23 protein-coding genes are annotated in these 19,959 nt (G+C 63.2%); 10 read left to right on the top strand and 13 right to left on the bottom strand.

Annotation, left to right across the window (positions count from 1 at the left end):
• Positions 1–12 precede the first annotated feature (12 nt).
• The 7 genes from U5O12_RS19425 to U5O12_RS19395 all read right to left on the bottom strand — a co-directional run bounded on the left by U5O12_RS19425 (position 13) and on the right by U5O12_RS19395 (position 5,321).
• Positions 13–594, bottom strand: coding sequence for a phosphatidylglycerophosphatase A (locus U5O12_RS19425; RefSeq protein WP_322580234.1), 582 nt, complete (start codon positions 592–594; stop codon positions 13–15).
• A gap of 37 nt (positions 595–631) precedes the next feature.
• Positions 632–1,396, bottom strand: a complete 765-nt coding sequence (locus U5O12_RS19420) for an amino acid ABC transporter ATP-binding protein (RefSeq protein ID WP_322580233.1) — start codon at positions 1,394–1,396, stop codon at positions 632–634.
• Complete coding sequence (locus U5O12_RS19415; protein ID WP_322580232.1) at positions 1,383–2,033, bottom strand: amino acid ABC transporter permease; 651 nt, start codon at positions 2,031–2,033, stop codon at positions 1,383–1,385. Before U5O12_RS19415 ends, U5O12_RS19420 begins: the two co-directional genes overlap by 14 nt.
• 3 nt (positions 2,034–2,036) lie before the next feature.
• A complete protein-coding gene (locus U5O12_RS19410) occupies positions 2,037–2,720 on the bottom strand; it encodes an amino acid ABC transporter permease (RefSeq protein WP_322580231.1) in 684 nt (227 codons plus the stop codon).
• A gap of 29 nt (positions 2,721–2,749) precedes the next feature.
• A complete protein-coding gene (locus U5O12_RS19405; protein WP_322580230.1) occupies positions 2,750–3,547 on the bottom strand; it encodes a transporter substrate-binding domain-containing protein in 798 nt (265 codons plus the stop codon).
• Positions 3,544–4,317, bottom strand: coding sequence for a GntR family transcriptional regulator (locus tag U5O12_RS19400; RefSeq protein ID WP_322580229.1), 774 nt, complete (start codon positions 4,315–4,317; stop codon positions 3,544–3,546). The genes U5O12_RS19405 and U5O12_RS19400 overlap by 4 nt, the downstream gene beginning before the upstream one ends.
• Positions 4,318–4,433: 116 nt before the next feature.
• Positions 4,434–5,321: a LysR family transcriptional regulator gene (locus tag U5O12_RS19395; RefSeq protein WP_322580228.1), complete on the bottom strand. Its 888-nt coding sequence runs from the start codon at positions 5,319–5,321 to the stop codon at positions 4,434–4,436.
• 137 nt (positions 5,322–5,458) lie between these two features.
• Between U5O12_RS19395 and U5O12_RS19390 the strand changes: the two genes are divergently transcribed.
• From U5O12_RS19390 to U5O12_RS19370, 5 genes are all read left to right on the top strand, one after another.
• Positions 5,459–5,698, top strand: a complete 240-nt coding sequence (locus U5O12_RS19390) for a hypothetical protein (RefSeq protein ID WP_322580227.1) — start codon at positions 5,459–5,461, stop codon at positions 5,696–5,698.
• Positions 5,699–5,700: 2 nt separating this feature from the next.
• A complete protein-coding gene (locus U5O12_RS19385; RefSeq protein WP_322580226.1) occupies positions 5,701–6,108 on the top strand; it encodes a tautomerase family protein in 408 nt (135 codons plus the stop codon).
• A 92-nt stretch (positions 6,109–6,200) separates the two neighbouring features.
• Positions 6,201–6,578 (top strand): VOC family protein, encoded by a 378-nt coding sequence (locus U5O12_RS19380; RefSeq protein WP_322580225.1) that lies wholly within the window; start codon positions 6,201–6,203, stop codon positions 6,576–6,578.
• Between the two features lie 102 nt (positions 6,579–6,680).
• On the top strand, positions 6,681–7,400 hold the full coding sequence (locus U5O12_RS19375; protein ID WP_322580224.1) for a YafY family protein: 720 nt from the start codon (positions 6,681–6,683) through the stop codon (positions 7,398–7,400).
• Between the two features lie 135 nt (positions 7,401–7,535).
• Positions 7,536–8,447 carry an EAL domain-containing protein gene (locus U5O12_RS19370; protein ID WP_322580223.1) on the top strand — a complete coding sequence of 304 codons (912 nt, stop codon included), beginning with the start codon at positions 7,536–7,538 and terminating at the stop codon, positions 8,445–8,447.
• A gap of 31 nt (positions 8,448–8,478) precedes the next feature.
• Here the strand turns inward: U5O12_RS19370 and U5O12_RS19365 are convergent, their stop codons facing one another.
• Entirely contained in the window at positions 8,479–8,736 is a 258-nt protein-coding gene (locus U5O12_RS19365; RefSeq protein WP_322580222.1) for an HNH endonuclease signature motif containing protein, read from the bottom strand.
• A 112-nt stretch (positions 8,737–8,848) separates the two neighbouring features.
• Between U5O12_RS19365 and U5O12_RS19360 the strand changes: the two genes are divergently transcribed.
• The gene (locus U5O12_RS19360) at positions 8,849–9,670 is read left to right on the top strand and encodes an EAL domain-containing protein (protein WP_322580221.1); all 822 of its coding nucleotides are present in this window, start codon (positions 8,849–8,851) and stop codon (positions 9,668–9,670) included.
• A gap of 28 nt (positions 9,671–9,698) precedes the next feature.
• Here U5O12_RS19360 and U5O12_RS19355 read toward each other — a convergent pair whose 3' ends face one another.
• From U5O12_RS19355 to apaG, 4 genes are read right to left on the bottom strand one after another with little or no spacing between them, the layout of a single operon-like run.
• Positions 9,699–10,478 (bottom strand): Crp/Fnr family transcriptional regulator, encoded by a 780-nt coding sequence (locus U5O12_RS19355; protein WP_322580220.1) that lies wholly within the window; start codon positions 10,476–10,478, stop codon positions 9,699–9,701.
• A 3-nt stretch (positions 10,479–10,481) separates the two neighbouring features.
• Positions 10,482–11,504: a thiamine-phosphate kinase gene (gene thiL, locus U5O12_RS19350; protein ID WP_322580219.1), complete on the bottom strand. Its 1,023-nt coding sequence runs from the start codon at positions 11,502–11,504 to the stop codon at positions 10,482–10,484.
• A gap of 6 nt (positions 11,505–11,510) precedes the next feature.
• Positions 11,511–13,508 carry a site-specific recombinase gene (locus tag U5O12_RS19345; RefSeq protein WP_322580218.1) on the bottom strand — a complete coding sequence of 666 codons (1,998 nt, stop codon included), beginning with the start codon at positions 13,506–13,508 and terminating at the stop codon, positions 11,511–11,513.
• Positions 13,508–13,900 carry a Co2+/Mg2+ efflux protein ApaG gene (gene apaG / locus U5O12_RS19340; protein WP_322580217.1) on the bottom strand — a complete coding sequence of 131 codons (393 nt, stop codon included), beginning with the start codon at positions 13,898–13,900 and terminating at the stop codon, positions 13,508–13,510. The genes U5O12_RS19345 and apaG overlap by 1 nt, the downstream gene beginning before the upstream one ends.
• 57 nt (positions 13,901–13,957) lie before the next feature.
• Here apaG and rpe point away from each other — a divergent pair, with 57 nt between their 5' ends.
• From rpe to gph, 4 genes are read left to right on the top strand one after another with little or no spacing between them, the layout of a single operon-like run.
• The gene (rpe, locus tag U5O12_RS19335) at positions 13,958–14,635 is read left to right on the top strand and encodes a ribulose-phosphate 3-epimerase (RefSeq protein ID WP_322580216.1); all 678 of its coding nucleotides are present in this window, start codon (positions 13,958–13,960) and stop codon (positions 14,633–14,635) included.
• Between the two features lie 28 nt (positions 14,636–14,663).
• Positions 14,664–17,237: a putative bifunctional diguanylate cyclase/phosphodiesterase gene (locus U5O12_RS19330; RefSeq protein WP_322580215.1), complete on the top strand. Its 2,574-nt coding sequence runs from the start codon at positions 14,664–14,666 to the stop codon at positions 17,235–17,237.
• Positions 17,221–17,496 carry an EAL domain-containing protein gene (locus U5O12_RS19325; RefSeq protein WP_322580214.1) on the top strand — a complete coding sequence of 92 codons (276 nt, stop codon included), beginning with the start codon at positions 17,221–17,223 and terminating at the stop codon, positions 17,494–17,496. The genes U5O12_RS19330 and U5O12_RS19325 overlap by 17 nt, the downstream gene beginning before the upstream one ends.
• A 3-nt stretch (positions 17,497–17,499) precedes the next feature.
• Positions 17,500–18,210 (top strand): phosphoglycolate phosphatase, encoded by a 711-nt coding sequence (gph, locus tag U5O12_RS19320; RefSeq protein WP_322580213.1) that lies wholly within the window; start codon positions 17,500–17,502, stop codon positions 18,208–18,210.
• Between the two features lie 7 nt (positions 18,211–18,217).
• On the opposite strand, the gene U5O12_RS19315 is transcribed toward gph, so the two are convergent.
• Positions 18,218–19,771 carry a methyl-accepting chemotaxis protein gene (locus tag U5O12_RS19315; protein ID WP_322580212.1) on the bottom strand — a complete coding sequence of 518 codons (1,554 nt, stop codon included), beginning with the start codon at positions 19,769–19,771 and terminating at the stop codon, positions 18,218–18,220.
• Positions 19,772–19,959 lie beyond the last annotated feature (188 nt).

Raw genomic sequence — 19,959 nt, 5'->3', positions numbered from 1 at the left:
ATTTGGCGGCGTTCAAATAAACCTCCACAGCGCGATCACCAGTACGGTGCAGCCCGCGGCCACCAGGTCGTCCAGCATGATCCCAAAGCCGGCCTTGGTCCAGGCGTGGCGGTCGGTCTGCGGATCGACGTGGTGGAACAGTGCATCAGCCCAGCCCACCGGGCCAGGCTTCACGGCATCAAAAAAGCGGAACAAGCCAAAGGCCATGACCTGACCCACTAGCGATGTGGGGGTGACCAGCCACAGCACCAGCCAAAAGGCAATGACTTCGTCGACAACCACATTGCTCGGGTCCAGCACACCCAGATTGCGCGCGGTGACCGTGCTGGCCCACCAGCCCGCCAGGGCGCCGCCGCCAATCAGCCAAGCCCAGCCAGCATCGCCCAGCCATGGCTGCAGCGCTACAAAGGCTGCCCAGGCCCACAGCGTGCCCGAGGTGCCGGGTGCAATGCGTGACAGGCCCGAGCCAAAGCCCAGCGCCAGTACATGCGCCAGGTGCTTGAACATGAATTTGGCGGTAGGCCGGGAGGCGGGTGGGGTTAGCGGGGCGCCGCTGACGGTGTCCAGCGGAATCAGGGTCACGGGTTCACTCATGCCCCGATTATCGAAGACGCCGCAGCGCCCGCGTGGCTCAGTCGTGCAGGGACGACAAAAACTGCTGCAGCTCGGGCGTTTGCGGCTTGCCGAAGAGGTCGGCGGGTGGCCCCATCTCGTGCACACGGCCCTGGTGCATGAAGATCACGCGGTTGGACACCCGGCGCGCAAAGCTCATCTCGTGCGTCACCATCAAGAGTGTCATGCCGTCTTGTGCCAGGCCTTCCACCACGCGCAGCACCTCGCCCACCAGCTCGGGGTCTAGCGCACTGGTGATCTCGTCACACAGCAATACGGCGGGCTCCATGGCCAGCGCACGCGCAATCGCCACGCGCTGCTGTTGCCCGCCCGAGAGCTGGTCGGCAAAGGCGTCAAACTTCTCAGCCAGGCCCACGCGCGCCAGAAGGGCGCGGGCATGGGCTTCACCGGCTTGCGCGTCTTTGGCCTTGACCAGGCTGGGGGCCAGCATGATGTTCTTGCCCACGGTGAGGTGCGGGAACAGGTTGAAGCCTTGAAAAATCATGCCCACACGCTGGCGCAGTGCACGCATGGCAGCGGCGTTGTTGTGCAGCAGCGGTTTGCTGTCTACGGTCAGCTCGCCGCTCTGGAACTCTTCGAGTCCGTTGATACAGCGCAGCAGCGTGCTTTTGCCCGAGCCGCTTTTGCCGATGATGGCGATCACCTCGCCCGGGGCAATCTGCAGATCAATGCCTTTGAGCACCTCGTTGCTGCCATACGATTTACGCAGCGCGCGGATGTCCACAATGGGCGCCACGGTGGCGCCGGTGTCAACGGGGGGCATGCAACTTCCTCTCCAGGGATTTGGCGTACAGACTCACGGGGTAGCACAGCACAAAGTACAAAACGGCCACGCAGCTGAACACAAGAAACGGGCTGTAGGTGGCGTTGGCAATGGTCTTGCCCACCTTGGTCAGCTCCATGAAACCGATGACCGAAGCCAGTGCCGTGCCCTTGATGACCTGCACCAGAAAGCCCACGGTGGGCGCCACGGCAATCTTGAAGGCCTGCGGCAGGATGACGTAGCGCAGCTGCTCTGCAAAGTTGAGCGCCAGGCTTTGCGAGGCCTCCCACTGGCCACGCGGAATGGCCGCGACACAGCCGCGCCAGATTTCGGTCAGGAAGGCGCTGGCATACAGCGTGAGCCCCATGCCTGCCGCCACCCAGGGCGAGGTGTTGATGCCAAACAGGCCCAGCCCGTAGTAGGCCAAAAACAGCTGCACCAACAGCGGCACGCCCTGGAATAGCTGCACATAAGCGCTCACAAACACACCGGCACCGGGCAGCTTGCTCAGCCGCAACATAAGCAGCAGCAAGCCCACCAGCCCACCGCCGATGAAGGCAATCAGCGACAGGCCCACCGTCCAGCGCAGGGCCAGCAGCAGGTTGCGAACAATGTCCCAGAGGGAAAAATCAACCATGGCCTAGCGCCTCCCGAACAAAAAGGTGGCGCCGGCCCAGTTGAGCAGGTGGCGCACCGCGAAGGACAGCAGCAGGTACAGCGCGCCGACCACGATGAAGGCCTCGAACGAGCGGAAGTTGTTGCTTTGGATCAGGTCCGCCGCGTAGCTCAGTTCCTGGGTGGAAATTTGCCCGCACACCGAAGAACCCAGCATCACGATGACGATTTGGCTCACCAGGCTGGGCCAAATCTTCTTGAGCGCAGGGGGTAGCACCACGCGGGTAAAGGTTTGCAGCCGCGTCAGTGCCAGGCTCACCGCGGCTTCGATTTGTCCTTTGGGCGTAGCCTCCAGCCCGGCGCGGATGATCTCGGTGGCATAGGCCCCGAGGTTGATCACCATGGCGATGAAGGAGGCCGTCTCTGCCGACAGCTTGAAGCCGGCGGCCGGCAGGCCAAAGAAGATGAAGAACAGTTGCACGATGAAGGGCGTGTTGCGGATCAGCTCCACATAGCCGCCCACCACCGCTTGCAGCCAGCGCGGCGCCAGCTCCGCACCAAAGCCGCGTGCACGCACCCAAGCGCAGGCAATGCCCAGTGCCGTGCCCACCAGCACGGCTGCGGCCGTGAGTGCCAAGGTCCAGCCAATGCCGGTGAGTAGCAGGGGCCACTCCGCCAGCACGGCGCCAAAGTCCAGCTGAATGCGCATGGGCTTGCTCTGTCAGGCGGTATCAGGCGTTACAGCGGCAAGTCACCGAGGCCACGACCCAGCCATTTTTTGGCCATCGCTTCCAGCTCGCCGCTTTTCTTGGCTTCGGCAATGATCTCGTTGACTTTGGCTTTGAGTTTGTCTTCGCCCTTGGCAATGCCGATGAAGTTGGGGCTGTCTTTGAGCAGCAATTTGTACTCGGCAGAGAGCTGCGGGTTCTTGGTCATCATGTTGCCGGCCACCGATGCGCCCAGGGCCACGAACTGCACCTGGCCTGCGGTGAAGGCGGCGATGGTGGCGTTGTTGTCTTCGAAGCGTTTGGTGTCCACGCCTGCGGGTGCCACCTTGCCCAGTTCTTGGTCTTCCATGGCGCCACGGGTCACGCCCACAGACTTGCCGGCCAAGTCTGCAAAGCTTTTCACAGCGATGTTTTTCGGGCCGAACACGGCCTGGAAGAAGGGGGAGTACGCAGACGAGAAGTCGATCACTTTTTCGCGCTCAGGGTTCTTGCCCAGCGTGGCAATCACCAGGTCGGCTTTTTTGGTTTGCAGCGCGGGGATGCGGCTGGCACTCACCACCACCACCAGCTCCACCGGCACGCCCAGCTTCTTGCCAATCAGGTTGGCCATGTCCACATCCAGTCCGATGGGCTTGAGGTCGGTGCCGACAAAACCATACGGGGCTGAGTCTGTTTGTACCGCGACTTTGAGCACTTTGGACTTCATGATGTCGTCCAGTGCCGTTTGTGCGTGGGCGCCGGTGGCGGCCAATAAGGCGCCGGTGGCCAGGGCCAAGGCGAAAGTGCGTTTGTTCAGGGGAAAAGTCATAACAGGGCTCCAAGGTAGGTTGAGGGGTCTTTGGGGGATTTGTCGCCAAGACTTGTATGCAAGTCATGTGCCAAACGAACGGGCTTCGGTTTGGTGCCTTCGCCCACGGGGCTGAGCGCGCTGCGCAGCTCGGACAACGGGTCGCCGCTAGGGGTCTGCAGGCGCAGTGCGTCTTGCACGTGGCCGATGTGGGCCTGCATGAGTTGTTCGGCCAGCACCCAGTCGGACGCTTCCAGCGCTTCCACAATGCGGCCGTGCTCCGCACACGAGTGGGCTGCGTCGTGGGTGGATTGGTAGAGCATGGCGATCAGCGTGGTGCGCGCGGTGAAGTCACGCAGCGTGTCGGCCAGCAGGCTGTTGCCCAGACATTCGGCCAGGCACACGTGAAAGTCGCCCAGCAGATAACTGCGCAGGCCCACGTCATCTCCCTTCACGGCGGCCTGTTCGGTCTTGATATGCGCCTTGAGTTTCTTGATGGCGGCCTTGCTCACCTCGGTGGTGCAGCGAATCAGGCCCATCTCGATCACGCGGCGCGCCTCAAAGGCCTCGCGCGCTTCACTCAGCGATGGCTCAATCACATACCAGCCGCGCCGGCTGCTCACGGTCACAATGCCGCGCGCAGCCAGGCGGGTGAGTGCTTCGCGCACGATGGTGCGGCTGCAGTCAAACACCATGGCGAGCTGCTGCTCGCCCAAGCGTGCGCCGGGAGCGAGTTTTTGCGCCAAAACGGCTTCAATGATGCGGGTGCTGATGTCGGATGCGTTGGCCATGGTGCATCTGGTACAGCAGAAACCGTGCCACTGGTATACAAGGTATGCGCACCAGTACGGTGTGTGTTTCCTGTTCTGGCAGTCCGCCAGCGCCCCGTGTCAGTGCGTGTGCACCGTCATGACAGGCCCGCGACCCATTCCGCCCAGTAGTCAATACACGCCCGGATCTTGGGCAGGCGGTGGCGCTCCTGCAGCATCACGGCATAGATAGGGATGCGCGGACTGGCAAAGTGGTCCTGCAGCAGCGGCACCAATGCGCCGCTGCGCACCCAGGGCGCGGCCATCAGGTCGTGCAGGCGTGCAATGCCCACACCGTGAACCACCAGACTCAGCAGCAGGGCGGTGTTGTCGGCGCGTGTCTGGCCCCGGATCTGCAGGTCAGGCTGGCCGACGCGGCTCCAGCGGTTCAGGTTGGGGCTGGCGCTGTTGGCAATCAGGTGGTGGCGGGCCAGGTCATCGGGGTGCTGGGGGGTGCCGCAGCGCGCCAAATAGCGTGGTGCGGCATACAGGGTGCGGCCGTATTCGCCAATCTGCCGCGCCACCAGTGTGTCGCTGGCCACGGTGCCAGTGCGGATGGCAATGTCAACGCCATCGCGCGCCATGTCGGCAATGCGGTCGTCGGCGTTGATGTCGATGTGCAGCAGTGGCCAGCGCTGGTACAGCCCTTCCAGGCTGGGCGCGATCACACACTCGGCCATCAGCGGGCTCACGCTGATGCGCACCCAGCCGCTCGGCCCGCTGAGCTTGCCGCTGAGTTCGCTGTCCAGCTCGGCCGTGGTGTCCAGCAGGCGCTGGCCATAGGCAAGCAGGGTGTCGCCTTCGTCGGTCAGGCTCAGTCCGTGGGTGGTGCGGTGCAGCAGGCGCACGCCACAGGTGGCTTCCAGCCGGGTCAGCGCGCGCGTCACCTGGCTCACTGGCACATTGCGCTCGCGCGCTGCGGCCGAGAGGGTGCCCAGCTTAGCAATACGGGTGAACAGGGCGACGTCATCGAGTTGGAGTTGCATGACCGATTGTGCGGTGCTTGGGCTTGGTTTTGCAAATACTGCAAAACCAATATGGGTTTCGTGCGGTTTCCGAATGGTGGTCATATCAATAAAGTTCAAGCCATCGCACCAACCCCTGAATCCACCCGGAGTCCACCATGTTCCCAGCCAACCCAGAAACCACTGCACTCGCCCATCTGTACGACCAAGCCCGGCGCGACGCACGCCGCCTGCGCCGTGAGGCGGTAGACGCCTTCTGGCGCAGTGCCGACGCCGTGTGGCAGCGCAGCCTGGCCGGTAGCCAAGTGCTGGCTTTGCGCAGCGCCACCCGACTCCAGGCCCGCCTGGCCCGCCGCGCTGGCGGTTCCACCAACACCTCTTCCACCACGAAAGCCTGACCATGCCCACCCTGCAACTCAAAATTTCGCCGCTGCAAAACCCATCGCGCTACCGCGCCCTGGCCGAGGCGCTGACCCGTATCACCCACGAGCAACTGGGCAAACGTGCCGAAGTCACCGCAGTGGTGATCGACGACGTGCCCGCCGCGCGCTGGCATGTGAATGGCACGGATGTGCAGCGCCCTACGGCCCTGCTGGAGATCAGCATCACCCAGGGCACCAACACCGCCGAGCAGAAGGCGGCCTTCATTGCCACCGCGTTTGCCGAACTGGAAGCCCAGCTGGGCGACGGCCAGGGGCTGGAGCCGGCCAGCTACGTCATCGTGCGCGAAGTACCCGCCACCGACTGGGGCTACGGCGGCCATACGCAGGCAGCGCGTCGCCTCGCGCCTGTTTTGGCCACGCTGTAGCCGGATTTCAGGCCAGCGCATGCTCCTGACATACCGCTGTCAGTAGCCCCCCCGCACCATCAGGGCTTCTTTAACGCAACAAGGAGTCCCCTATGAAAAACGCCATCAGCTGGTTTGAAATTCCCACCACCCAACTCGACGCCGCCCAGTCTTTTTATGAAGCTGTGCTGGGCCGTCCCATGCGCCGGGAGGCCATGGGGCCCAGCCATGGCGCGGTGTTTGCCTACGACGCGCAGGCCGACGGCACCGGTGGCGCACTGATGATGGGGCCAACCGCACCCAAGGTCTCGCGTGCCGGCACGCTGGTCTATCTGGATGCCACGCCGTCGCTGGATGCGGCGCTGCAGCGCGTCGTTGGGCAAGGTGGCCAGATTGCACAGCCGCGCACCGCATTGCCACCGGGCATGGGCTACTTCGCCCACATTACCGATCTGGACGGCAATCGCGTCGGCTTGCACGCGTTGGCCTGAATCACCTCCAAGTCGCGCCGCTTCAGTGTAAGAGTGCTATTATTTTAATAGCTGCTTGCGCAAGTATCATGGGGTTAAAGGCCGAAAACACTTAAAAATCCCATGCGCCGCGCCGACCGCCTGTTCCACATCGTCCAGCTCATCCGGGGGCGACGCCTCACCACCGCAGCCTTTTTGGCGCGGCGGCTGGAGGTGTCCGAGCGTACGGTCTACCGCGATGTGGCAGACCTGCAGCACCAGGGCGTTCCCATTGAAGGTGAGGCCGGTGTGGGTTACCGCCTGGGTCAGGGTTTTGACTTGCCGCCATTGATGTTCACCGTGGACGAGGCGCGTGCGCTGGTGGCCTCGGTGCGCATGGCCCAAGTCTGGCAAGACCCGGTGCTGGCACAAAACTCCCAAGTGGCGCTGGGCAAAATTTTGTCGGTGCTGCCCGTAGCTGCGCGGGTGGCTGCACAAAGCATGGCGGTGTATGCGCCGCCCGTCGGGCTCGAGCCGGCGGTGCAAGCTACGCTGCAAACCTTGCGCGAAGCCGCCCAGGTCCGTTGCAAGGTGCAGGTGGACTACCGCGATGTGAACGACCAGCCCAGCCAGCGAACCCTGCGGCCACTGGGCTGTTTCTACTGGGGCAAAGTCTGGACACTGGTAGCCTGGTGCGAGGCCCGACAAGACTTCCGCAGCTTCCGGCTGGACCGCATGGAGCGGCTTGAATTGTTACAAAGTGCTGCGAGTCGTTTCGCCGACGAACCGGGCAAAACCCTGGCCGACTACCTGCGCATGGTGGCGCCACCAGAGGCACTGGCCCGGATGCAAGGCGACGGGTAGATGGCGGCGGGCCGAGCCCGGCGTATGCAAACCGGAACAATTGGGCATGGCGCCCCAAGGGCTTTGCGCGTAAATTGCGCCAAGCTCCCAAAAGCTTGCTCACCCCACCCTTTGTACTGCGCCTGAGGTCGATGTATGTCTGATGTTTCCTTGGTCAACCGCTTGCTGCAACGTTGGCCTGCCAAAACACCACCCCACCCCCTGCAGACCGTGCTGGAGCAGGGCGCCTTGGATACGCTGTACCAACCCATCATCGCGCTACAAAGTGGTGCCATTGAAGGCCATGAGGCCTTGGTGCGCGGCCAAAAAGACAGCGATATGGATACCCCGCAAGCCCTGCTGGATGCAGCCCAGTTGGCACAGATGCAGACGGAACTGGAGCTGGCCTGCATGGGCCGGGCCTTGCAAGGCTGGGGTTATCCGCACACGGGGGGGCGCCTGTATGTCAACCTCAGTGCCCACACCCTGGTAGCACTCAGCGAACCCAAACCTTTCCAGCGGCTGGAGGGCTTGTTTTTGGCCCACCGCGTGCCCGCCAAGCGCGTGGTGGTGGAAGTGAACCAGCACCGCAAACTCAAAGAAGTGGCCGCGCTGGAGCGCTGCACCACCGCACTGCAAGCGCTGGGTTGCTCGATTGCGCTGGACGATCTGAAAGCCTCACAACGCAGCCTGGACCTGTGGCTGCGCCTCAAGCCCTCGGTGGTCAAGCTTGACAGCCGCATGACCGTGGATTTGCAACAAGACCCGGACAAGGCCAAGGTGCTGCGCACCCTCTCCAACTTAGCGTTCAAAACCGGCGCCAGCCTGGTGGCCAAGGCGGTGGAGGATGCCGAAGACCTGCGCATCGTGCGCGACGCGGGGGTGCACTTGGCGCAAGGGCATTTTCTGGGCTTCCCGGCCCCGGCGCCGGTGGACACGCTGAACCTGCGCGCCCGCAATGTGTTGGCCGAAAAATGGACCCCACCCGAGCCACCATCCCGACCGGCCGAGCTGGCCACGGCCGACTCCGGCTTGCAGAAGCTGGTGGGCATGCGCTGGTTCGATTGATGGCGCCGGCAGACAAAAAACCAGCGCTTCGTTAGGGCGCGGCCGAGCTCGCCGGCCGTTTGCTCTCCGGCGTGGTGCCGCGGATGTGGCGCTGGTTATTGCAGAAGTCGTGGCTAATGGCCAGGTTCTCCTGGTGGCTGCTGCCTCCCTCGCTGCGTGGAACGATGTGCTCCAGCGTCGCATCGGCATGGGCCACGTGTTCACCACAAATCCAGCAGGGCACTACACCGTGCAACTGTCGCGCCACGGTGCGGTAGATCTTCTCGCGGGTCAGGGTCAGGGCACTCATCAGGGCAGCATCAAAAATTGGGGAAAACGGGAGCGGCAACCCCCACATCCTAATTGTTCAGCTGTGGACGGTTCGGTTTGCGGGCGTTGGGTAGCGCGGTTTCAATGGGGGCATGTCTTTGCACCATACCCTGCGCACCTGGTGGCGCCGCCGCCGCGCTGAGCCAGCTCCCCGCGTCATGCCCTTGCTGAAAAACCGTTCGTTGCGTGCAGTATTCCAACCTATGGTGGACCTGCAAAGTGGTGCCATCGTGGGCCATGAGGCGCTGGCGCGCGCACCTTTCTCCCAGTCTGATCTGACGGTTGAGCGCATGTTGCGAGCCTCTCACGATGAGCGCTGCCTAAAGAATTTTGAACTGGAATGCGTGGAGCAGGCGTTTGAACAGTGGGTGGCTGAGGGGCCACGTGGACAGCTGTTTGTAAACCTGAGTGCTGTGACGCTGACGCTGCTGTACAGCTCGGATCTCAGTGGTCTGATACTGGAGCGCATGCGCGAGCACGGCATACCGGCACGCAAGGTGGGGCTGGATGTGACCGACTACGGCCTGCTACCCGACTTGGGTTTGCTGGTGGCAGCACTCAAGCCCCTGCGCGCAGCCGGGGTGGTGGTGGCGCTGGATGACTTCAAACCCTCGGACCGCGGCATGCAGGCCTGGGCCAAGGTGTTACCCAATGTGGTGAAGCTGGCGCCGCGTTGGACCCACAACCTGGCCAACGAACCGCAACAGGCGAAGACCGTGGAGAGTCTGGTGCGTCTGACCCGCAAGCACGATAGCTTGTTGGTTGCCAAGGCGGTGGAGTCGGAAGACACGCTGCGCGCTGTGGCTCGCCTCGGGGTTCACTGGGCGCAAGGGTACTTCCTGGGCAGCCCCGACAGCACGCCCTGCCACCAGCTCAACCTCCGCGCGCGCCAAGTGCTCAGCAACGTAGCCTGACATCCCGCGCGAGGGGGGCTGCGCAGTGTCAGGCCGGCTCCAAATCGCGCAGCACTTGCAGCAGTTCGCCAATAGTTGCGCTGAGGTGGCTCACACTGTCTTCGCGTTGGCTGCGTGCAAAGGCGTGCCATGTGCCAATGTTCAGAATCTCCAGCTTGCCGTAAGAAATTTTGAGCCAGCCGTTTTGGGCCAGCTGCTGCACGTACTCCGAAAACAGCGTGCGCGATACGCCGCACAGCGAGGCCAGTGTGGTCTGGGCGATGGGAATCTCCACCCCTTCGCCAAAGCCAATGGTGGGCGGCCGGTCCGACTTGTAGGCCAGCGCCTCGGCAAACTGGGCCAGGCCCATCACCACGCGCAGGCAGGGGTTGCCCAGCTTCATCAGGGTCAGCGTTTCCGACGTCTTTTGCACCCGCCACGCCATGAGCTTGGCCACGTAGCGTGCAAAGTGCGGCTCCTGCACAAACAGCGCGTCAAAGGTGGCGGCCGGCAGCGTTAGCACTTCGGTGGCGGTGAGGCACACGTAGTCGGCAAAGCTGGGCTTGCGGTTGATGATGGACTGCTCGCCAAACCAGGCCCCTTTGCCGTAGATGGACAGGGGCGTGGACTCGGAGTTGGTGGTGGAAATGGAGGCCGACACCAAGCCGCTGATGATGTACTGCCAATGGCCTACCTCGCTGCCCTTGCCCCAGATCTTGCGCCCGGCGTCAAAGGACTGCACCTTCACCACCGTCGCAGTTTGCGCGGCCACCGCGTCGCTGAGCCCCAGCTTGCGCAGGCGTTGCAAGATGTAGCTGCCGCTGGGCATGGCTCAGGCGCTGGGCCGGGTGGCAAAGTGGTCGAAGCTGGCCCAGGAGCCGGGCAACTGCGTGCCGCTGCCATCTACCACGCGCACACCGGCCATCGTCTCGGTGCGGCCAATGCGCGTCACCCGCGTGCCGCTCGCCAGCGCGGCGGCCTGCACGGCGGCTGATTGCGCGGGCGGCGCAGTGAAGACCAGCTCGTAGTCGTCGCCACCGGCTAGCACACACTGCAAAGCCAGTGTGGCCGGTATTTTGGAATCAAATTGGCCTCCATGCCCATTGGAGTATGCGCAAACAGCTATTAAATTAATAGCAATATCGGCATCCAAAGTAGCTCCCAGGCCACTCTGCGCCAGGATGTGACCCAGGTCGCCCAGCAGGCCGTCGCTCACATCGGCTGCGGCGCTGGCCACGCCACGCAGCGCCAGGCCCAGGGCTACGCGGGGGGTGGGCTGCTCCAGCCGCTGGCGGGCCTGGGCCAGCATGGCGGGGGGCAGAGCGATGTTGCCTTGTAGGCATTGCAGCGCCAGCGCAGCATCACCCAGCGTGCCGCTCACGTACACATCGTCGCCCAGCTGGGCACCGCTGCGCAGCAGGGCTTGGCCCGGTGGCACTTCGCCCATCACGGTGATGCAGATGTTGAGCGGGCCGCGCGTGGTGTCGCCGCCAATCAGCGCGCAGCCATGTGCGTCAGCCAGCGCAAACAGGCCTTCAGAGAAGGGTTGCAGCCACTCGGCCCGTGCGTCGGGCAGGGCCAGCGCCAGCGTGAAGGCGCGCGGCCGGGCGCCGCAGGCTGCCAGGTCGCTCAGGTTGACGGCCAGTGCCTTGTGGCCCAAGGTGCGCGGGTCTGCGTCGGCAAAAAAGTGGCGGCCGCTGACCAGCATGTCGCTGCTGACGGCCCATTGCATGCCTGGCGTCGGCTGCAACAGCGCGCAGTCGTCACCCACGCCCAGCGCCACGCCAGCGTCCAGCGCTCGCCCGGGGCGCTGGAAGTAGCGCGCAATCAGTTCAAATTCGCCTAGCCCGGCCACAGCGCGTCAGGTCCCGCTGTCGCGTGCGGGCCAGAAGAAGCTGCCCGGCGCCTGGCGCAGGCGTACCCAGATGGCACCCTGGATGCGCGATCGTCCCACGCCCGACACGTTGTGCGCCTGCAGCGCTACGCGGAAGGCCAGGTAAAAGCTCACGCCCACATTGAGCACGCCAATGAAGGGGATGCTGGCCACGGCCCACCACAAGGCGGGGTTCTTCACCACCTCCCAGCCCAGGGCGGCGCAAGCGGCACCCAGCTGCCCGGCCGACAGCGTGACGTGGCGCACGTCCAGCGCCGGGCCCAAAAAGGCCAGGATGGGCGGCACCAAGCCGAGCATGAAGCCCAAGGAGATGTTGGCGGCCAAGCCGGAGATGTTGCGTCGCATGAATTGCGCCCAGCGGTCGGCCCGCGCGGTGCCCAGCCATCCCGTGATGCGCGGGTTGTAGCGGATGGCTGAGTCCAGCCGGTGCAGGACAAACCAGTTTTCCACCCAGCCAGCAATGATGCTGCTGGAGAACAGCAACACGCCGGTAAAAGCGGCAAATAGCAGGGATGGCCCCATCAGCGTGAGCGACTGCAGCACGTAGTGGGCGCGGTCCTCGCTGATCATGGGGGCGCCCAGCGTCAGGGCCATGGCAGCAGATAGCGCAATGGCCACCGGAAACACCACCGCCACATTGCCCAATACCGCTGCCACTTGCGAGCGCACCAGGTGCGTGACCTCGTCGACAAAGGCTCCAAGTGCCTGCGCGTCCGAGATGTCCTTGAGTTTGGCCGCCATGGCGGGGGCCGTCATGGCCGGCTGTTTGGTGGCCAGCGTGAAGTGCAGCAGCTGGATGATCACAAAGCTCAGTGCATACGACACGCCCGACCAAAAGCCGCCCCAGAAGGCAGACAGGCCCAGCGCCATGATGCCGAACTTCATGGCTGTGGTGAGCGCCGTGAGCGCGCCGCCGCCTGCGGCGTTGCCCAGCATCTCCCGGTATTCAGCACGGGTTCGGGTGATGTAGTGTTCTCCTGTCTCCGAGCTGCGCTCAGCCACTTTGGCGGCCAGCAGAGAGGAGTTGGATGCCACCAAGGCGCCGATGCTGCGCTGCTCCTGGCTCACGCTGGCCAGGTGCGACACCAGCCGCGCACTGGCGCGGTAGCTGTCGTCGTCCAGCAGGCAGTCCAGCAGGGCACGCACGCGCAGCACCCGTTCGCGCAGCTGGCGCAAGCGGAACACCAAGTCCACCGAAATGCCATGGGCGTCAAGGTGGGTGTAGACCGATGCCGCTGCGTGCCGGCAGGCCTCCAACTGGCTGCGGAAATGTTGTACGGCCGCCTGGGTGTCTTCTCCTGCCAACCAGGCATCTCGCACGGCGTCCAGATCGGCTGCCAGGCTGTGAAAGGGGCTGGCCTGGCGCGCGGGGTTGCTCATGCGCAGGCGAATTTCGGGTGAAAAACCGGCTGCACTGATCTGGCTGGTGCAAAAGGTCATGGCATCCAGCAGGGTGCTGCGCCAGTGGGTCAAACTGGGGTGCAGGGCTGCGTTATGCCCCACCGCTGGCAAGCTCAGAACCTGCGCCAAGCGTTGCAAGGTGAGGGTGGGCAAAGCGGCTAGCCACTGCGCATCTTGCGCATCGTCCAGCACCAAGCCAAATAATTCAGAGGCATCGGTCGTCTCGGGCGTGGCGGGCAGAAGCTTGTGGTGCAGGCGGTCCACCAATTCGCTCACAAACGCATTGCGCGAGCCAAAGCCGTAGTCCGAGAGCAATGTGCTGCCATCTACGGTGTACAAGATGGCGCGCCACCAAGTCCGCAGCTTTTCAGCAGTTTGAGGGCGGGCATCCAGCACGTCCAACCAGAGGTCTACCCGTGCTATGGCGGCTTCGGGCGTACTGTTGTCACCGCGTATCCACTCCAGCAGGCGAATCAGCCAGACATGGCGCTCAACCAAGCCCGCATCGGGGTTCAGCGTCTCCAACAGGGTAGAAATATCGCGGGTCATGGTGGGGGCGGCCATCAGTGCAAGGTGCGGGAGCCACCCGCATCACTCAGGGCATCCAGCACAAACATGGGGATGTCAGCATCAAACTTCTCGCCGTCTTCGGCGACGCAAAAAAAGCTGCCGTGCATGGTGCCGGTTGGGGTGCGCAGCCGGGTGCCGCTGGTGTACTCAAAAGATTGGCCCGGTTTGAGCAGGGGCTGTTGGCCCACGACCCCCAGGCCCTTCACCTTTTCGGTGTGGCCGTTGGCATCGTTGACGTTCCAGGTGCGCGCGATCAGCTGCGCTGGAATATCACCTGTGTTGGTAATGGTGATGGTGTACGCAAACACGTACAGGTCATCGGCAGGGGCAGATTGGTCGGGAAGGTATTGGGGAGCAACCTCCACCAGAAATTCATATTTGGCCATGGGCCAATGCTACCTGCGAAAATAACGGCCTTGTCAACACCCTTCCCAAGCCCCGCCATGACGTACCGCATCGCCCCTTCCATCCTGTCCGCTGACTTCGCCCGCCTGGGGGAAGAGGTCAAAAATGTGATCGCTGCAGGCTCCGACTGGATTCACTTTGACGTGATGGACAACCATTACGTGCCCAACTTGACCTTCGGCCCCATGATTTGCAGCGCTTTGAAGCCGCACGCCAAGACGGCGGCTGGCGTGGCGGTGCCTATTGACGTGCACCTGATGATCTCCCCCGTGGATGCGCTGGCCGCCAGCTTTGCCGAGGCTGGGGCTGACTACATCAGCTTTCACCCCGATGCCTCAGGCCATGTGCACCGCAGCATCCAGGCCATCAAGAGCAAGGGCGTGAAAGCCGGTTTGGTGTTCAACCCGGCAGAGCCGCTGGATGTGCTGGATTGGGTGATCGAGGACATCGACCTCATTCTGATCATGAGTGTGAACCCGGGCTTTGGGGGCCAGAGCTTTATTGATTCGGCGCTGCGCAAGATCGAAGACGTGCGCAAACGGATTGATGCATCGGGCAAAGATATTCGCCTGGAGGTAGACGGCGGCATCAAAACCGACAACATCCGCCGCGTGGCCGATGCCGGTGCCGACACCTTTGTCGCCGGCAGTGCCATCTTTGGCAAGCCTGACTACAAGGGCGTGATCGACGCCATGCGCCTGGCACTGACCGCCTGACGCCCGCTTCCCATCTGACGCAGTGACCATGACGGACGTGAAGCCGCAAAAGGCCAAGTTGCTGGGCGACCTGTTCGCTGTGTCTGGTTTGGAGGGCCGCAATGCACACGTGCGGGTGCGATTGGCCATGTACGGCGTGTTGTTGCTTCTGGTGGCTTTGGGCAGCGTGCGGGCTTGGTTGTCCCAGCACTGGCAAGATATTCGCCAGCTGGATATCGAAATTCTTCAGTCCATTGGTGAACAACGGGTCTTGACCCAGCGCCTGGCAGTCTTGACATTGCAACTGCAGCAACCGCCGGGCGCTTCCCGCACGGTGACTGATGAGCTGGCGACGCTGTTGCTGCGTTCCCGCAATGAAGCCGCACGCCTCGATGGGTTGATGCAACAACAGGTCCAGCGTGAGCCGTTTGTAGCGCCCGAGGTGTTGGCTGCGTTGCAGGCCTGGCAGGTTGGCCGTGACGGCATGTGGCGCAGCCTGGAGCATCTTCCGCAGGCCGGGCAGGCGGCCAACGGCGCGTTGTCAGCCAGCGGGCTACAACACGCACAAGACGCCATCGCGCTTGCCGAGATTTCTATCTATGCATTGGTCCAGGAGATCGGCGCCGACATATCGCGGCGCAGTCGCCGAGCAGTGTCCACCATTTGGGGGGTTCTGGGCGGCATTCTGGTCCTGGGGGGTGTACTGGCTTTCGCAGTGGTGGAGCCCACGGCCCGAGCGGTGCGCCGTCAGTACGAGACCTTGGCCCGGCAAGCCGACCACCTGAAGCGCCTCGCCTTGGTGGCAGAACTGAGCTCGAATGCGATCGCCATTACAGACCGGACGCACCGGGTTGTATGGGTCAATGAGGCGTTCAGCCGACTGACCAGTTACTCCCAAGCCAAAGCGCGGGGGCGACGCATTGGCACCCTGTTGAAGGCACGCAGTGCAGACCCCGCACGCTTTGCCGAGTTTTACGCAGCCTTGCGCCAGAGCCAGGGCATCAAGCGCGAAATCCGCATTGCCACCCGCACGGCCGAGCTCGGCTGGGTGCTGGTAGACATGCAGCCCATCAGTCACGAGGACGGCACGCTCAACGGCTGGGTGCTGGTTGCCACCGATATGACCGAGGTGCGCAACCAGCAGCAGGTGTTGCGTCTGGCAGTAGACGGCGCGGGCCTGGGCATCTGGCACTGGGACATGGTGGCCGACACCATCCACTGCAACGACCGGTTTTTGGCGACTTTGGGTTATATGCCCGGTGAACTGGACATGCAGGCGACCAGCTGGTTTGCGCTCATTCACCCGGATGACCAGGCGCACTGGCAAGAGTCCTTGCGCCAGCATTTGCGCGACCCGGATACGCCGCACCGGCTTTCGGTGCGGGCGCATCACCGTGCCGGCCGCTGGGTCTGGATGTTGTTTACCGGCAATGTGGCCGACCGAGATGTGCAAGGCCGTGCCCTGCGCATGGCCGGCGTGGCCATGGATGTGAATGCCCAGAAGGCGATGGAGCAGCAGTTGCGTGTGGCGGCCCGCACCGACGGGCTGACCCAGCTGCCCAACCGGACTGTGGTGGTAGAGAAAATCCGCCAGGCGATTGAGCGCCACCGCCAGCAGCCCGGCTACAACTTTGCGGTGTTGTTCATGGACTTTGACCGCTTCAAACAGGTCAACGACACCCTGGGCCACACCGTGGGGGATGAGCTGCTGCGCCAGATTGCGCGACGTTTGCAAGACAGCCTTCGCCCCGGCGACAGTTTTGTCCATACCAGCGACTTTGCACAAATGGCTGCCCGCATTGGTGGCGATGAATTTGTGGTGCTGCTGGACGACATTCGGGGCGATTTGGACGCTGAGATTGTGGCCAGTCGCCTGCTCGACGTACTGGCGGCGCCCTACCAGGTGGAAGGGCACCGGGTGAGTTCTACAGTCAGCATTGGGATTGTGACCAGCACCCACGCCGAGCCGGATGCCGACAGCGTGCTGCGCGACGCCGACATCGCCATGTACGAGGCCAAACGCACCGGGCGGGCCCGGTATGCCATGTTCGACCCGGCCATGCGCCAGCGGGTGAATGCCTCCGTCTCGCTGGAAAACGACCTGCGCCAGGCACTCGCACTGGGACAGATGTTTGTGGTCTACCAACCCGTGGTGCAACTGGGCAGCCATGCCTTGTTGGGGGTGGAGGCACTGGTGCGTTGGCAGCACCCGCAACGCGGTTTGGTGTCACCAGTGGACTTCATCCCGGTGGCGGAGGCCTGTGGACTGATTGATACGCTGGGCCAATTTGTGTTGCAGCGGGCCTGCAGTACTTTTGAGCAATTGCAGCATCAGTTGGGGCCACTGGCGCCGCCCAGCGTGGCGGTCAACCTGTCGCGTGCGCAATTGCGCCAGCCTCGCTTGGTCGCGGACATCCTGGATGCGATCCGCACCCACAACATGGTGCCCGAGCAACTGGTGCTGGAGGTGACCGAAAGCTTGGCCGCCCAAGACAAGGACGTTCAGCAGACGCTGCGTGAGATTCGCGCGTTGGGCGTGGGCTTGTCGCTGGACGACTTCGGCACTGGGTACTCATCTTTGTCCTGTCTGCACGAACTGCCGGTGAATGCGCGTCAAAATTGACCGCTCGTTTGTGAGCCAGGCCGGCCAGAGCGAATACCACCGTGTCTTGATCGACGCCACCTTGCGCATGGCTAGCGCTCTTGGGCTGGGTACTGTGGCCGAAGGTATCGAGACCCCGGAGCAAGCCGCACAGATGCTGGCCATGGGATGTGAGCGCGGGCAAGGGTACTGGTTCAGCCGCCCTCTGGAGGCCCCGGCCTTGGTGGCATGGGTGCAAGCCGGTGGCGCGCGCGCTTTGGCGGAACTTTCAAAGGAATGACGGGTGACTGAGACTCTCTTGCCCTGGCCCCTGCGCCAGTTTGACGCTGCTATCGTGGATCTGGATGGGACCTTGGTCGACACCTTGGGTGATTTCGTCGAGGCACTGAAGCGCACGCTGAACGACTTGCCTGCCCCGTTTTTCGGCTTTCCCGTGGACCACACCCTGGTGGAGCGCATGGTGGGCAAGGGTTCAGAGCACTTGATAAAAAGCCTACTTAAGCACGTAGACGCTGCGCTAACAGCTACTGATTTGATAGCGTTGTACGAGCAAGCCTGGGGCCACTACCAAGTCCATTACCAGGCCATCAATGGCCAGTACTCGGCGGTTTATCCTGGTGCTCTGCAAGCTTTGCAGCAATGGCAGGCGGCCGGGCTGCGCCTGGCTTGCGTGACCAACAAGCCCACCGCTTTTGCCCAAACCCTGCTGGCCCACAAGGGGCTGGATCACTTCTTCCTGCATGTGGTGGGTGGCGACGCTGTGGCCCGCAAGAAGCCAGATCCCATGCCGCTCTTGCATGCCTGTGGTTTGTTGGGCACCCAGCCAGCCCGCACGCTCATGGTGGGCGATTCGAGCAACGATGCGCAGGCCGCCCGCGCGGCTGGTTGTCCGGTGCTGCTGGTGCGGTATGGCTACAACCACGGGGAACCGGTGGAGTCGGCCGCTGCAGACGCCACCACCGACGCGCTGGACCGGCTGCGCTGGGCCAACTGAAAGTCGCTCAGGCCGGCAGCGTGGCCGGGCGGTTGGCGTCTACCTTGAAGACGGCTACCAGAGAAACCAGGTCTGCTGCCTGCTGTTTGAGTCCACTGGCTGCGGCAGCCATTTGCTCCACCAAGGCGGCGTTTTGTTGGGTGGCCTGGTCAATTTGGGCCACGGCTTCGCTGACCTGGGCCACTCCGGTGTTTTGCTCGGTGCTGGCGGCGCTGATCTCTGCCACGATGTCCGGCACGCGCCGGATGGCAGTAACCACCTCGCCCATGGTGCTGCCAGCCTGGTCCACCAGTGTGGTGCCTTGCTCCACCCGGGCTACGCTGGCGCCAATCAGGGTTTTGATCTCTTTGGCGGCGTCAGCGCTACGCCCGGCCAGGGCGCGCACTTCGCTGGCTACTACTGCAAAGCCACGGCCTTGCTCACCAGCCCGGGCGGCTTCCACGGCGGCGTTGAGGGCCAGAATGTTGGTTTGAAAGGCGATTCCGTCAATCACGCTGATGATTTCGGAGATGCGGCTGGAGGACTCGTTGATGTCTTTCATGGTATCCACCACTTGGGCGACTACGTCTCCACCTTGCTGTGCCACGGTGGAGGCGCTGGTCGCCATCTGGCTGGCCTGGCGCGCGTTGTCTGCACTGTGGCTGACGGCCGAGCCCAGTTCCTCCATGCTGGCGGCTGCTTCCTCCAGCGCGCTGGCCTGCTGCTCGGTGCGGGCCGATAGGTCGTGGTTGCCCTGCGCAATTTCGGAGCTTGCCAAGGCCACACCTTGCGAGCCCTCACGCACTTTGATCACCAGGGTCGCCAGGCTGCTTTGCATGGACTGCAGGGAGCGCATCAGTGCCGCCACCTCATCGCGTCCCTGTATATCCAGTTGGGCTGTCAGGTCACCCCCGGCGACCCGGTCTGCCACGGTCACTGCTTCGTTCAGCGGTCGCACGATTTGGCGGCTTAGCAGAACGCTGCCGGCCAAGCCGGCCAGGGTGACCAACACCATCACGCCATAGGCCAGCTTGCTGCCGCGGGCCGCCACGGCGCTGGCGCCTTCGGAGGCCATTTGCTCCTGTTCTGAGAGCTGTTTGCGCAGTTCGCCCAACAAGGCCACGGCATCCCGGTCTTTGCCACGTGCCGCTTTATCGCCTGCGGCGTAATCGGCGTCGGCCGCTTTGTAGGCTTGGAGTGCCGTCTCATATCCTTGGGCCGCAGACTGCATGGCGGCGGTGAGCTTGGTCGCTGTGTCTTTGGCGGTGCCGGGCTCCAGCATGCTGTTGAGCTCGTTCAGGCCTTTGCCTACAGCCGCCATTTCTTGTTGGTGGGCCGCCCAGTAGCGCTCCAGGTCTTTGGGCTCCTTGCCGCGCAAGAGCACGTTCTTCCATTCTTGGATGGCGGTGGAGAAGTGGCCGGCAATGTCGGCCGCTTTTTTGTTGGCGGCAACGTGGCCCAACACGTCGTTTTGGTAGGTGCCTACGGCGCTGTTGAGGGTGCTAATGCCAAACATGCCCCCCACAAACAGCAGGGCCAAGGCGATGGCAAATGCCAAAGGTAGTTTCAGGCTGAGCTTCATTGCGTGGTCTCCATGGGATGCGGGTGTCAAACAAATGGATTCGCCGTCAGGCTAAAGCTTGTCGTGGCGCTTGTCATCAGCCATATGCAATAAAAGGTGCTCGAAAGCAAAAAAAGCCTGCCAGGTTGAGCTGGCAGGCTTTGATGGCTGACGGGAACCATGCTATTTTTGGCCTAGCAAAGCGTCCT

The sequence above is a fragment of the Rhodoferax sp. genome (genome assembly GCF_034519335.1).
In the GTDB taxonomy this organism is placed as follows: Bacteria; Pseudomonadota; Gammaproteobacteria; order Burkholderiales; family Burkholderiaceae_C; genus Allorhodoferax.
This window is presented reverse-complemented; position numbering and strand designations above follow the sequence as displayed.